General features: G+C 60.9%; 8 protein-coding genes. 4 read left to right on the plus strand and 4 right to left on the minus strand.

Features of this window, described 5'->3' with window-relative positions; all coding sequences use genetic code 11:
* Positions 1-16 precede the first annotated feature (16 nt).
* Positions 17-4750, plus strand: coding sequence for a glutamate synthase large subunit (gene gltB, locus AB2N04_RS07610; protein WP_367718068.1), 4734 nt, complete (start codon positions 17-19; stop codon positions 4748-4750).
* A 126-nt stretch (positions 4751-4876) separates the two neighbouring features.
* Positions 4877-6331, plus strand: coding sequence for a glutamate synthase subunit beta (locus AB2N04_RS07615; RefSeq protein WP_367718070.1), 1455 nt, complete (start codon positions 4877-4879; stop codon positions 6329-6331).
* Positions 6332-6353: 22 nt separating this feature from the next.
* Here AB2N04_RS07615 and AB2N04_RS07620 read toward each other — a convergent pair whose 3' ends face one another.
* Complete coding sequence (locus AB2N04_RS07620) at positions 6354-7583, minus strand: DUF459 domain-containing protein (protein WP_367718072.1); 1230 nt, start codon at positions 7581-7583, stop codon at positions 6354-6356.
* Positions 7584-7605: 22 nt separating this feature from the next.
* A complete protein-coding gene (locus AB2N04_RS07625; RefSeq protein WP_367718074.1) occupies positions 7606-8766 on the minus strand; it encodes a lytic murein transglycosylase in 1161 nt (386 codons plus the stop codon).
* Positions 8767-9021: 255 nt separating this feature from the next.
* On the opposite strand from AB2N04_RS07625, the gene galU reads away from it, so the two are divergent.
* On the plus strand, positions 9022-9894 hold the full coding sequence (gene galU, locus AB2N04_RS07630) for a UTP--glucose-1-phosphate uridylyltransferase GalU (RefSeq protein WP_367718076.1): 873 nt from the start codon (positions 9022-9024) through the stop codon (positions 9892-9894).
* Between the two features lie 88 nt (positions 9895-9982).
* On the opposite strand, the gene AB2N04_RS07635 is transcribed toward galU, so the two are convergent.
* Positions 9983-11629, minus strand: a complete 1647-nt coding sequence (locus AB2N04_RS07635; protein WP_367718078.1) for an outer membrane beta-barrel protein — start codon at positions 11627-11629, stop codon at positions 9983-9985.
* A 166-nt stretch (positions 11630-11795) separates the two neighbouring features.
* Between AB2N04_RS07635 and AB2N04_RS07640 the strand changes: the two genes are divergently transcribed.
* Positions 11796-12791 carry an SIS domain-containing protein gene (locus AB2N04_RS07640; protein ID WP_367718080.1) on the plus strand — a complete coding sequence of 332 codons (996 nt, stop codon included), beginning with the start codon at positions 11796-11798 and terminating at the stop codon, positions 12789-12791.
* 54 nt (positions 12792-12845) lie between these two features.
* On the opposite strand, the gene AB2N04_RS07645 is transcribed toward AB2N04_RS07640, so the two are convergent.
* Positions 12846-13307, minus strand: a complete 462-nt coding sequence (locus AB2N04_RS07645) for an NfeD family protein (protein ID WP_367718082.1) — start codon at positions 13305-13307, stop codon at positions 12846-12848.
* Between the last annotated feature and the right edge of the window lies 1 nt (position 13308).

Genomic DNA, 13308 nt, shown 5'->3' on the forward strand with positions numbered 1-13308 from the left:
ATTATGAGGATTTGCGATGACGGAAATGACGCCATCTGTTTCGACTGAGTTCGAACCTGCCGCCGAGGCCGGAGCGGCCACCGTCAAACGCACAGGAAAGCCCGACACGCCGGGCCTGCCTTCAGCGCAGGGGTTGTACGATCCGCGCAATGAGCATGACGCCTGTGGTGTCGGCTTTGTCGCGCACATGAAGGGCAAGCGCTCGCACAGCATCGTTCAGGACGGGCTTGCGATGCTTGAAAACCTCACCCATCGCGGTGCCGTTGGTGCCGATCCGCTGGTGGGCGATGGTGCGGGCATGCTCATGCAGATCCCCGACCGGTTCTATCGTGAAGAGTGGGCCGAACGCGGCGTCGAGCTTCCCGAGCCCGGCCATTATGGTGTCGGTCATTTCTTCATGCCGCGCGATGGCGCGCTGCGCGAGAAGATCGACACGATCATCGCCGATGTGGTGCGCTCGGAAGGTCAGGAGCTGATCGGCTTCCGCGATGTGCCGGTCGACAATTCCTGCCTTTCCAAGGCGCCCGAAATCGTTGCCTCCGAGCCGGTCCACCAGCAGATTTTCATCGCGCGCGGCGCGGGCATCGAGAATGAAGAGGATTTCGAGCGCAGGCTTTATATCCTGCGCAAGGTGATTTCGGGCCGTGTGCGCGAGGAGCTGGAAGGCGGCACGCACGGTTTCTACACCGTCTCCCTGTCGGCACGCACAATCGTCTACAAGGGCATGTTCCTCGCCTATCAGCTCGGTGCCTACTACAAGGATCTGAAGGATCCGCGCTTCGAGACGGCGCTGGCGCTGGTTCACCAGCGCTTTTCCACCAACACCTTCCCCTCTTGGGAGCTGGCGCATCCCTATCGCATGGTCGCCCACAATGGCGAGATCAACACCGTGCGCGGCAACGTCAACTGGATGGCTGCGCGCCAGGCTTCGGTGGATTCGGAGCTGTTCGGCAACGACATTTCCAAGCTCTGGCCGATTTCCTATGAAGGCCAGTCCGACACGGCCTGTTTCGACAACGCGCTCGAATTCCTGTTCCAGGGCGGTTATTCGCTCGTTCATTCCATGATGATGCTGATCCCGGAAGCATGGGCCGGCAATCGCCTGATGAGCGACGAGCGCAAGGCGTTTTACGAATACCACGCCGCTCTGATGGAGCCGTGGGACGGCCCCGCCGCCGTGGCCTTCACCGATGGCATCCAGATCGGCGCGACGCTCGACCGCAACGGCCTGCGCCCGGCGCGCTACATCGTCACCGATGACGACCGCGTCATCATGGCATCGGAGGCCGGTGCGCTTGTGGTGCCGGAAGACAAGGTCGTCAGCAAATGGCGTCTCCAGCCCGGACGCATGCTTCTGATCGACATGGAAGAAGGCCGCATCATCTCTGACGAAGAGGTGAAGGCGAAGATTGCCACCAGGCATCCTTTCCAGAAGTGGCTCGACAACACCCAGCTCATCCTTGAAGACCTGAAGCCGGTGGAGCCGCGCGCCCTGCGCAAGGATGTTTCCCCGCTCGATCTGCAGCAGGCTTTCGGCTACACGCAGGAAGACACGAAGATGCTGATGGCGCCCATGGCCACGACCGGTCAGGAGGGCATCGGCTCCATGGGCACCGACACGCCGATTTCGGCCATGTCCGACAAGCCCAAGCTGCTCTACACCTATTTCAAGCAGAACTTTGCGCAGGTCACCAACCCGCCGATCGATCCGATCCGCGAAGAGCTGGTGATGAGCCTTGTTTCCTTCATCGGCCCGCGTCCCAACATTTTCGATCTGGTCGGCTCCTCGCGCCGCAAGCGGCTTGAGGTGCGCCAGCCCATCCTCACCAATGGCGATCTGGAAAAGATCCGCTCCATCGGCCACACCGAGGACCGGTTCGACACCAAGACCATCGACGTCACCTATGCCTCGGGCGAGGGGGCAGCGGGCATGCGCGGCGCGCTCGAGCGCGTGTGTGATCGCGCCGAGGCCGCCGTTGCCGGCGGCTACAACATCATCATCCTGTCCGACCGTCAGATCGGCCCGGACCGCATCGCCATCCCGATGCTGCTCGCCACCGCCGCCGTCCACCATCATTTGATCCGCAAGGGTCTGCGCACGGCGGTCGGCCTCGTGGTCGAATCCGGCGAGCCGCGCGAGGTGCATCATTTCTGCTGCCTCGCAGGCTACGGCGCCGAGGCGATAAACCCCTATCTCGCCTTCGACACGCTGCTTGCCATGCACAAGGCCGGCGAGTTCCCGCCGGAGGTGGACCCGCAGGAGGTCGTCCAGCGCTACATCAAGGCCATCGGCAAGGGCATTCTGAAGGTCATGTCCAAGATGGGCATTTCCACCTATCAGTCCTATTGCGGTGCGCAGATTTTCGATGCGGTCGGGCTCGAAAGCGATTTCATCGAGCAGTACTTCACCAACACCGCCACCACGATCGAAGGTGTCGGGCTGGAAGAGATCGCTGCCGAGACGGCAGGTCGCCACACATCCGCGTTCGGTCCCGACCCGGTGCTGAAAAACGCGCTCGAAGTTGGCGGCGAATACAATTACCGCATGCGCGGCGAAGCCCACATCTGGTCGCCCGATGCCGTCGCCTCTCTTCAGCATGCCGTTCGCGGCAAGTCCTGGGAGACCTATCGCGACTTCGCAAAAATGGTCGACGGGCAGGCGGCCGACGCCAAGTCCATTCGTGGGCTCTTCGCGGTCCGCACGGCCAGGGACACGGGCCGCAAGCCTGTTTCGCTCAACGAGGTCGAGCCGGCGTCCGAAATCGTCAAGCGCTTCTCCACCGGTGCCATGTCGTTTGGCTCCATCAGCCGCGAGGCGCACACCACGCTGGCGCGCGCCATGAATGCGCTCGGCGGCAAATCCAACACGGGTGAGGGCGGCGAGGAGCCCGACCGCTACATGCCCATGCCCGATGGTTCGGTGAACCCCGAGCGTTCCGCCATCAAGCAGATCGCCAGTGGCCGCTTCGGCGTCACCACGGAATATCTCGTCAATTCCGACATGATGCAGATCAAGGTGGCGCAGGGCGCAAAGCCCGGCGAGGGCGGTCAGCTTCCCGGCCACAAGGTCGATGCCACCATCGCCAAGGTGCGCCATTCCACGCCGGGCGTCGGCCTCATCTCGCCGCCGCCGCACCACGACATCTACTCGATCGAGGATCTGGCGCAGCTCATCTACGATCTGAAAAACGTCAATCCGGATGCGGACGTTTCCGTCAAGCTCGTCTCCGAGGTTGGCGTGGGCACGGTTGCCGCTGGCGTTGCCAAAGCGCGCGCCGATCACATCACCATTTCGGGCTATGATGGCGGCACGGGCGCTTCCCCGCTCACCTCCATCAAGCATGCAGGCAGCCCGTGGGAAATGGGCCTTGCCGAAACGCACCAGACCCTGGTGCTGAACGGTCTGCGCTCGCGTGTCGCGCTACAGGTCGATGGCGGGCTGAAGACCGGTCGCGATGTCATCATCGGCGCGCTTCTCGGTGCCGACGAATATGGCTTCTCCACCGCTCCGCTCATTGCTGCTGGCTGCATCATGATGCGCAAGTGTCACCTCAACACCTGCCCCGTCGGCGTCGCCACGCAGGACCCGGTGCTGCGCAAGCGCTTCAAGGGCACGCCCGAGCATGTGATCAACTACTTCTTCTACGTCGCGGAGGAGGTGCGCCAGTATCTGGCGGAAATGGGCTACACGAAGCTCGACAATATTATCGGCCAGTCGGATCTGCTCGAGAAAAATGCGATGATCGAGCACTGGAAGGCGCGTGGTCTTGATTTCACGAAGGTCTTCTACAAGCCCGATGCGCCGCGCGAGGCGCTGCGCTGGACGGAACGTCAGGTGCATCCGATCGACGACATCCTCGACCGCAAGCTGATCGAGGCGGCAAAGCCCGCGCTTGAAAACCGCGAAAAGGTGTCGCTCGATTTCCCGATCTGCAACACCGACCGGTCGGCCGGTGCGATGCTGTCGGGTGCGGTGGCCAAGCGCTACGGCCAGAAGGGTTTGAAGGACAACACGATCGATGTGCGCCTCACGGGCACGGCGGGTCAGTCCTTTGGCGCGTTCCTGGCGCGTGGTGTCACCTTCACGCTGCATGGCGATGCCAACGACTATGTCGGCAAGGGACTTTCGGGCGGGCGCATCGTCATTCGTCCGACAGACGATTCAAAGATTGTCGCGGAAGACTCCATCATCGTCGGCAACACGGTGCTCTACGGAGCCACCGAGGGCGAGTGCTATTTCCGGGGCGTTGCCGGTGAGCGTTTTGCGGTTCGTAATTCGGGCGCCGTCGCGGTGGTTGAAGGCGTTGGCGACCATGGCTGTGAATATATGACCGGCGGCGTTGTCGTCGTGCTTGGTCAGACGGGCCGCAACTTCGCTGCCGGCATGTCGGGCGGCGTTGCCTATGTGCTGGATGAGGCCGGCGACTTTGCCGAGCGCTGCAACATGGCGATGGTTGAGCTTGAGCCGGTGCCGGAAGAAGACGACATCCTCGAAAAGCTGCACCACCATGGCGGCGATCTCATGCACAAGGGGCGCGTCGACGTTTCCGGCGACATGACCCGGCACGATGAGGAGCGTCTGGCGCAGCTCATTGCCAATCACCTCCACCACACGGGCTCCGAGCGGGCGCGCACCATTCTGGAGAACTGGGCCGATTATCGGCCAAAGTTCCGCAAGGTGATGCCGGTCGAATACCGCCGGGCGCTGGAGGAGATGGAGCGTATGAAACTGGGGCTGGCGGCTGAATAGCCGTTCGCTCAGAGATGGCCACCGCTGCAATGTCTGGTGTGCCATCTCTCTGTTTTCCCGCATTCGTGCGGATTTCAGGTCAGACCACCTGACCGCATGAAGCGATAGAATTACGAGGTTTGCTCGATGGGTAAGGTTACAGGTTTTCTCGAAATCGACCGGCAGGTCCACAAGTATCAGCCGGCATCCGATCGCATTCGCCATTTCCGCGAATTCACGCTGCCCATGTCGGACAAGGAAGTCGAGAAACAGGCCGCGCGCTGCATGGATTGCGGCATTCCCTATTGTCATGGGCCAACAGGCTGCCCGGTTCACAACCAGATCCCGGACTGGAATGATCTCGTCTACAATGGCGACTGGGAAGAGGCGATCCGCAACCTGCATTCCACCAATAATTTCCCCGAATGGACTGGGCGCATCTGTCCTGCACCCTGCGAGGAAGCCTGCACGCTCAATCTCGAGGACATTCCCGTCGCCATCAAGACGGTGGAGCAGGCCATTGCCGACAAGGCCTATGAGTCAGGGTATGTGCGGCCCTATCCGCCCGAGCACAAGACCGGCAAGACCGTGGCCATCATTGGCTCCGGTCCGGCAGGTATGGCGGCGGCCCAGCAGCTCGGCCGCGCAGGCCATCAGGTTCATGTCTACGAGCGCGAGAGCAAGCCGGGCGGCCTGATGCGCTATGGCATCCCCGATTTCAAGATCGAGAAGCATTATATCGACCGCCGGGTCGAGCAGATGCAGGGCGAGGGCGTTACCTTCCATTGCGGCGTGAATGTCGGTGTCGACAAGCCGGTTGAGGACCTGCTTTCCGAATATGATGCCGTTCTTTACTGCGGCGGTTCGGAGCGTCCGCGCCCGGCCGGCATTCCCGGTGCCGATCTTGAAGGCGTGCACGACGCAATGCCCTATCTCGTTCAGCAGAACCGGCGTGTGGGCGGCGAGGACATCCAGTCCGTTGCCTGGGCGGCGGATCCCATTCTGGCCGCTGGCAAGCATGTGGTGGTCGTCGGTGGCGGCGATACCGCGTCCGACTGCGTGGGCACGTCATTTCGTCAGGGCGCGGTGCGTGTCACCCAGCTGGACATTCGTCCACGCCCGCCGGAAAAGGAAGACAAGCTTGCCGTGTGGCCCTACTGGGCGACCAAGATGCGCACCTCCTCTTCACAGGCCGAAGGTGCGGAGCGCGAATTTCAGGTCGCAACGCTCGAATTCATCGGCGAGGATGGCGTTCTGACCGGCGTGAAGTGCTGCCAGGTGGATGAGAAGCGCAAGCCCATTGCCGGCACGGAATTTGTGATCCGCGCCGACCTCGCCTTCATTGCCATCGGCTTCTCTGGCCCGGCGGAGACGGGTGTTCTGTCGGAGTTCGGGGAGCGACTGAAAACCGATGTCGACCGCCGCAACTCGGTCAATGTCAATGCCAATGACCGCGACTACAAGACCACCGTCGATCGGCTTTTTGCCGCAGGCGATGTCCGCCGTGGACAGTCGCTGGTTGTCTGGGCGATCCGCGAAGGGCGTCAGGCGGCACGGGCGATTGACGAATTCCTCATGGGAAGTTCCGTCCTGCCGCGCTGAGTGTTCTCAGCGCATATTAAAATTAGGGCGTCGCCTGGGCCGGAGGGCTGGGCGACGTTTTGTTTTTCGGAGTTGCGTCTGTGCGCAGGGAGAAATTGTCTGCACGACCGGGTGGTGCGCTGAGGCCGGGCCCTTCCCCTTCAAGCTCCTGCCGTGCGATGGGCTTGACCTCCGCTCCCATCAATTCTCTGCCGCCATCCAGTGCGGGGTCGGAAAGAGAAATTGGAATGGTCCTGTTGACGGGTTCAGGGTTCTCAGGATGAAGAACCAGTTTTGGAAGGTTTTCCATGCCCAGTTCACCGATATCGGGTGAGACTGCCTCACCCAGAAGCTTGTTTAGCGGTTTCTCCACGTAGAAGGCCACTTTCCGTTTGCCGGCCCGGGTGAGATTGATCCCGTCGCTGCCGCGCAGGCGCACCGGCTGACCGTTCATGTCAGGACCCGTGGAGATAAAACCGCCATTTTCGTCCACGAAACCGTCCCAGATATCCACGAATTCGCCGCCGATGGACTCTACGGTCGATTTGTAGATGTCGTTGAACGCCAACATGTCGGAAGACATTCTGGGTGATTTGAAGGAGGGGAGGCCGGTCCAGATCACAGGGACGTCATTCTTCCGAATGGCTGAAGCGAAGGTTTCAACGCGTTGCGTGTATTCCCTCACCCAGGCTTCCGTCCGGGAGGATTCGCGACGCCCGTTGACCACGAGCTGCTGGCGGTCGTTCGAACCGATCATCACCACAACCACTGTGGGTGAGACCTCTTCGATGATGCCCGCGATCTGGCCGTTCCAGTCGTAGTAGTCGTCTCGAACGAAACCCGAAGATCCGTTGCTTCGGTTGACGATGCGAACACCGGGCGATTCCGCGTAGGCACTGCTCAGACCCTCGGCTAGGCCGCCTGCCAGAAAGTCACCCACCACAAGGACGACGCGGGCATTCTCCAGCTTTTCTGCTTCGGGCGGTGGTGGGGGAGGCTGCCTCGCGGGAGAGCGATCCCGAGAGCGCCGCTTGATTGTTTTTCTTTCGCGGGGAGCGGAGCGTTTTTTGACCGCGGGGCGTTCGGGCTGGCGTTGGCGCAGGCCTCCACCGAAAAGAAGATCGAACAGCCCCTGCTGTCGACGGCGATCGTCCTGCGCGGACGCGGAAGAGATGAAAGCCGTATTGGCCGGCAGCACCAGAGCGAACGCAACAATGGCAAGCGCAATGCGCCTGCCATTGTTGCCGGATATGATCGCCCGTATGAGCTTCATGCCTTCCGTCCGCTGATTTCAGTTAATTTCCTCGCAGGCGACGAAGCACTTCCTTGCCGGGGTGGCCGTCCTGCTTCAAGCCACTGCGCGCCTGGAACGCACGTATGGCAGCGCGCGAACCCGAACCGATCTTGCCATCAATTGGCCCGTCATAATAGCCCAGAGCCCCCAGGCGCTTCTGCAGTTCTTCCGTCTCCTGATAACTCAGCCGCTCGAAAGGCCGGTTCCAGTCGCGTACCAGTCCTCCATAGCCGGCGATTTCATCGGCAAGGAGCCCGACGGCCAGTGCGTATTTGTCGGAGTTGTTGTAGCGCTTGATGACCTGAAAATTCTTGGTGACAAGAAAGACCGGTCCTTCGCGCCCATCGGGCACTTTCAACTCGGCGCTGTCGCCGGGACGCGGAAAGGGTTTTCCATTGGCGCGGACAACCCCGATGGATTGCCAGCGGCTCAGCGCCATCTTGCCACCGGGGAATTTGCGGCCGCCGGGCAGGGCTGCGGTCTCGTAGCCCCAGGTTTCCCCCGTGCGCCATCCGTTGCGGCGCAGCAGATTCGCCGCCGTTGCCAGTGCATCGGGGATTGAGGACCAGATGTCACGGCGTCCGTCGCCATCCATGTCGACCGCATAGGCCTGATAGCTTGTGGGAATGAACTGGGTGTGGCCCATCGCTCCGGCCCAGGAACCGGTAAGGTGGCCGACATCGATGTCGCCGCTCTGGAGAATCTTCAATGCCGCAATGAGCTGTTGGCGTGCGAATTTCGCGCGTCGCTTGTCGGCATAGGCGAGCGTGGCGAGCGAACGCGGAACGCTACGCATGATGCGGTCGTTTTTGAGCACTTCTCCATAGCCCGATTCGATCGACCAGATGGCGAGCAAAACGTAGCGGCTGACACCGAATTGAGCCTCGATCCGATCGAGCCAGGGCTTCCACTGGCGGGCGAGCTGGCGGCCGCGCTGGATCGCGTCTTCCTGCACGCGATTGTCAAAATATTCCCAGGGCTCTGCGCGGAACTCGGGCTGGTAGCGTGCTTTCTCAAGCACTTCGGGATCTGGCGCGGTAATGCCGCGGAAGGCTCGGTCATAGGCGGCCCCCGACACGCCATTCTTGACCGCTACTGCGCGGAATTGCTGGATCCAGCGCTGAAACCCTGCATCTGCACTGGCAGGCTGCAGGGAAAACATAAAGGCAACCAAAAGAGAGGCGACCAAAGTCGCGACGCGCTTTTGGGGGGGCAAGCGGAACAACATCACGATCTCCGTTACAGGTAGTCCGACCTATTCATCGCAGGTCCCGGTTAGAAAAACGTTTACCATGCTGTTAATCTCTATCGAGAGGTTCCGTCACGATTTACGCGTATTCATTCAGGAAACATCAATCCGGCGTTGATATGGAAGCGCCTTGTTCCATCCCAGTAATGTTCCGAGGGGCAATTTCTCATGACGAAACTTCGCAAAGCGGTATTTCCGGTCGCCGGTCTTGGAACCCGGTTCCTGCCGGCAACCAAGGCGGTGCCGAAGGAAATGCTGACGGTCGTCGACAAACCGGTGATTCAGTACGTGGTCGACGAGGCACGCGAAGCCGGTATCGAGCATTTCATCTTCGTAACCGGACGCAACAAGGCAGTCATCGAGGATCACTTCGACATCCAGGTCGAATTGTACGACACACTGGAGCGGAGAGGCAAGAATGAGGTGCTGGAGCGTCTGCATGGCATGCAGCCGGCACCGGGACAGACCAGTTTCACCCGTCAGCAGGAGCCACTCGGTCTCGGCCATGCGGTGTGGTGTGCGCGTGAGCTGGTCGGCAATGAACCCTTTGCTCTTCTTCTTCCCGACATGATCATGCAGGCGCCGAAGGGCTGTCTGACACAGATGGTGGAGCTGTTCGAGAAGACGGGCGGCAATGTGGTTTCGGTCGAAGAGTGCGAGCCTTCCCAGACCCATAAATACGGTATCGTCGGGCGCGGCGCCGATGTCGCCGGTGGTTTTGAGATCAATGGGATGGTGGAGAAACCCAGGCCCGAGGAAGCACCGTCGAACTTTTACATCAATGGTCGCTACATTCTTCAGCCGGCGATTTTCGATCTGCTTGCAAATCAGGAGCGGGGGGCCGGCGGTGAGATCCAGCTCACCGATTCAATGCTGACGCTGATGGGGCAGCAGCCCTTCCACGGGTATCATTTTACCGGTCGAACGTTCGATTGCGGATCACCAGAGGGGTTCGTCGAGGCCAACCTCGCCTTTGCCCTCGAACGACCGGAGCTGCGCAAGCATGTGCTGCAGGCGTTAGCCAGTTCAGACCGAAGCTGAAATTCTGGAAAACGGCGTCGTTTCAACCGAAATGGCGCCGTTATCCGGTGTTTTCGAGAATTCGCAGCGAAATTTCCGAAAACGTGATTCAGCGCTGCATTCTGATGCCCAGAAAGACGCTCGTGGCATCATATTCCCGGTCAGGACGGCTGCTTGTGCGCTTTTCGTAACGCGTTCTGCCGGTCAGTCCCAGCGTCCGGTTCAGCCACCAGGTCATGCCGGCCTCGCCATTCATCGTCAGATCGTGTTCCCCGCTCATATAGTCGCGCCAGGAAAGGCCAATGGCGGCCTCGGCTGTGAGATTGGCCCTTACCTGTCGTTCAAGCCGCAGGGTTCCCGCATAAAGGATGGATCCGCTGTCGCCCGCATCTGTTGTGCCCTCGATGCTGGTTGAACCGTCGAGGCGCACATTTGTGCCACGTTGTGGTGACCAGTTGAGCGAGGCTGCGAGAGCAAGCCCGGAAACGGCGTCGAGCAGGTCGTCGTCGATGTCTTCGGCGATCCAGCCAACGGAGACCTCACCCGAAAGTTTCTCTTCGATGTCCACCATCAGGCCAGCACGTGCAGCAAGGCGGTTGGCAGAGCGCTCATAGCCTGCGCTGTCCTGCTTCTCGTCGTAGAAGCGCCGGCCAATTTCGCCTTCTATGAAAGGCGTGAGCGCTGGCGAAATTGCGTAACCGGTACGCAGACGCAGGGTCGCAAGGGTGGAGTTGCGCTCCTCCTGGGAAAGGGTGCTGCCATTCACAAGTGTTGCGTCGCCATAGTGTTGGCGTGAGACAGAGCCTGTTGCACTCAGGCGTAGCCTGCCCAGATCCTTTGACAGCCCGAGGCTGCCATCAATGGCATGGCGCACTGGGCGGTCTGCGACATTAGCGATGATAACGGGAGATGAGGCGGCCTCGGGGCTTATCGAATAGCCAAGGCTCGCGAGTGCCGTATAGTCATCGGACAGGTCCAGGCGCAAGGCCCCATCGACGCCACCTTCAAGATCATCCGTCTCCTCGCCCGAAACCGATTTGCGCCAGGTGCCGTATGCTTCCAGCGTTGCGGCGTGCCGGGCCCAGTCGGAGGTCGCGTTCAGCCGGAGCGTGGATTCAGAGATCATTGCTTCGCCGCCGCCGGCACTGGAACTGGCGTTGGAGGTCCATGTCATGCCCTGTTCCAGCGTGGGTGATACGATGAACGTGCCAAACCGCAGGCCGACAGGAGCGTGGGTTTTTTCATCGGATGTCTGGAAATCACCTTCCACCGCGCCGGTGCGCGGGTTGAGCGCCGCTGCGCGTTCTGACCGGTCGAAAAGGTCTCCAGGCTCTTCCTCTTGGATTCCACCTGTCGTCAGCCCATCTGACGCACCGGGCTCATCAGGCGAGGACGGGCTATTCCGCATTTCGCGGGCACGTTCGCGCGCAACAGCGGTGGACGGAGAACGGGAAGAGGCGCGCGAAGCTCCGCTGCTTTCCGCCTGGTCCGTTTCGCTGCCTCTCTGCGTCACGGGTTCATAGCGTGGAACCGGCAGTCCTGCTTCCGCTTCTGCTACTGCTACTGCGGTGTCGTCAGCGCCGCTCTCGCGTTCCACCGAGCCCGTGATGTCCTCTTCAGAGACCAGGCCCCGCAATCCAAGCGTGTCCTGAGCAGATGCAGCCCCGCAGACCAAAAGGGAAAGACACAGACCCAGTGCGGCAGACCCGCGCCAGTAACGGACTTGACCACCGACTATGATACCGGGACGAGGCATACGATTCCAGACTACCGAGACGCGCCATTGACAAACTTAGTGAAACGTAAAGCTCTATGGTTAACGGAAGGTTGAACACCGGTTCGGTGTCGATCTTCGTGTATGCACACCGTAGTCTGGACAAACTCGATGGACAGTCGGTGGCCGAGGCGGTAATGGCAGTGCCATGCTGAAGGATACTTCCATGAACATCGACCGCAAAAGCGTAGTTGCTTCTGCCGTTCGCACACTCGAGACGGAACGTGCCGGCCTCAAGGAACTGGCAGAAGCCCTCGACAATGGCCTTGCCGAACCTTTCGCGGAGGCCGTGCGCATCATCTCCGGGATCAGGGGCCGACTGATCGTGACAGGTGTCGGAAAGAGCGGCCATATCGGCTCCAAGATCGCAGCAACGCTTGCATCCACGGGGACGCCGGCGTTCTTCGTGCATCCGGCAGAAGCCAATCACGGCGATCTCGGGATGATCGGCAATGACGACGTGATTCTGGCCATGTCATGGTCTGGCGAAACCTCCGAATTGCACGGCATTGTTGCCTATGCGCGGCGCTTTGCCATACCGCTGATCGCCATCACTGCGGGGGCCTCTTCAGCTCTTGCGAAGGAAGCGACGGTCGTTCTCGGATTGCCGCGTGCGCCCGAAGCCTGCCCACATGGGCTCGCGCCCACCACATCGACGGTTCTGCAACTGGTCATCGGCGATGCTCTGGCCGTGGCCTTGCTTGAAGCGCGTGGCTTCACGGCTGATCATTTCCGCACCTTCCATCCCGGCGGTCAGCTTGGTGCCAAGCTGACCCAGGTGCGCCAGATCATGCATTCGGGAAGCGAACTGCCGCTTGCCAGAAGTGGCGCTCTGATGCGCGAAGCCATCCTGGAAATGACCCAGAAGGGGTTCGGCTGTGTCGGGATTACCGACGCGGACGGTGCGTTGACCGGGATCATCACCGATGGTGACTTGCGCCGCCACATCGATAGCGAGCTGCTTTCCATGACGGTGGATCAGGTAATGACCCGCGATCCCAAAACGATCGGGCCGGATACGCTGGCGGAAAGCGCCTTGCAGATCGTGAATTCGTCGGCCATCACCACATTGATGGTGGTCGAAGACGGTAAACCCTGCGGCGTCGTGCACCTCCACGACCTGCTACGGATCGGTGCTGCCTGAATGCAAGCCGACTGCTGATGCGGGCCGGCCTGATCTGTCAGGCTGGCCAGTTTGTCAGATCGCCTCGACACGCAGGGTGCCAGTGTCGACCGACACGACCCTGACCCGGGTTCCTGCCGGTAGTTCGGGGCCGGCGACACGCCACAATGTATCGTCAAGGCGGATGCGGCCGAAACCGTTTTCGATTGCTTCTTCGAGCGTCGCGGTTCGTCCGATGAGCTGTTCGGTACGCCGATTAAGAAGCGGCTGGTCTGTCTCTTCGTCGCGGCGGGCGTCCATGAGGCGCTTTCCCGCATAGGCCGAGATCAGAGACAGCGCCAGAAACACCAGGACCTGAACCTGCCAGCTCCATGCCGCAAGGTCCCATAACTGCAGTGAAAGCGCGCCGGTCAGGATTGCGGCAATCCCGATCCAGAGGAGAAAGACGCCGGGCACGAGGATTTCGGCTGCAAGCAGCACAAAGCCGAGCAGCATCCAGTTCCAGGGACCGAGTTCCGCGACGACATGCTCGATCATG

The sequence above is a fragment of the Nitratireductor sp. GISD-1A_MAKvit genome (genome assembly GCF_040819555.1).
Taxonomy (GTDB): Bacteria; Pseudomonadota; Alphaproteobacteria; order Rhizobiales; family Rhizobiaceae; genus Nitratireductor.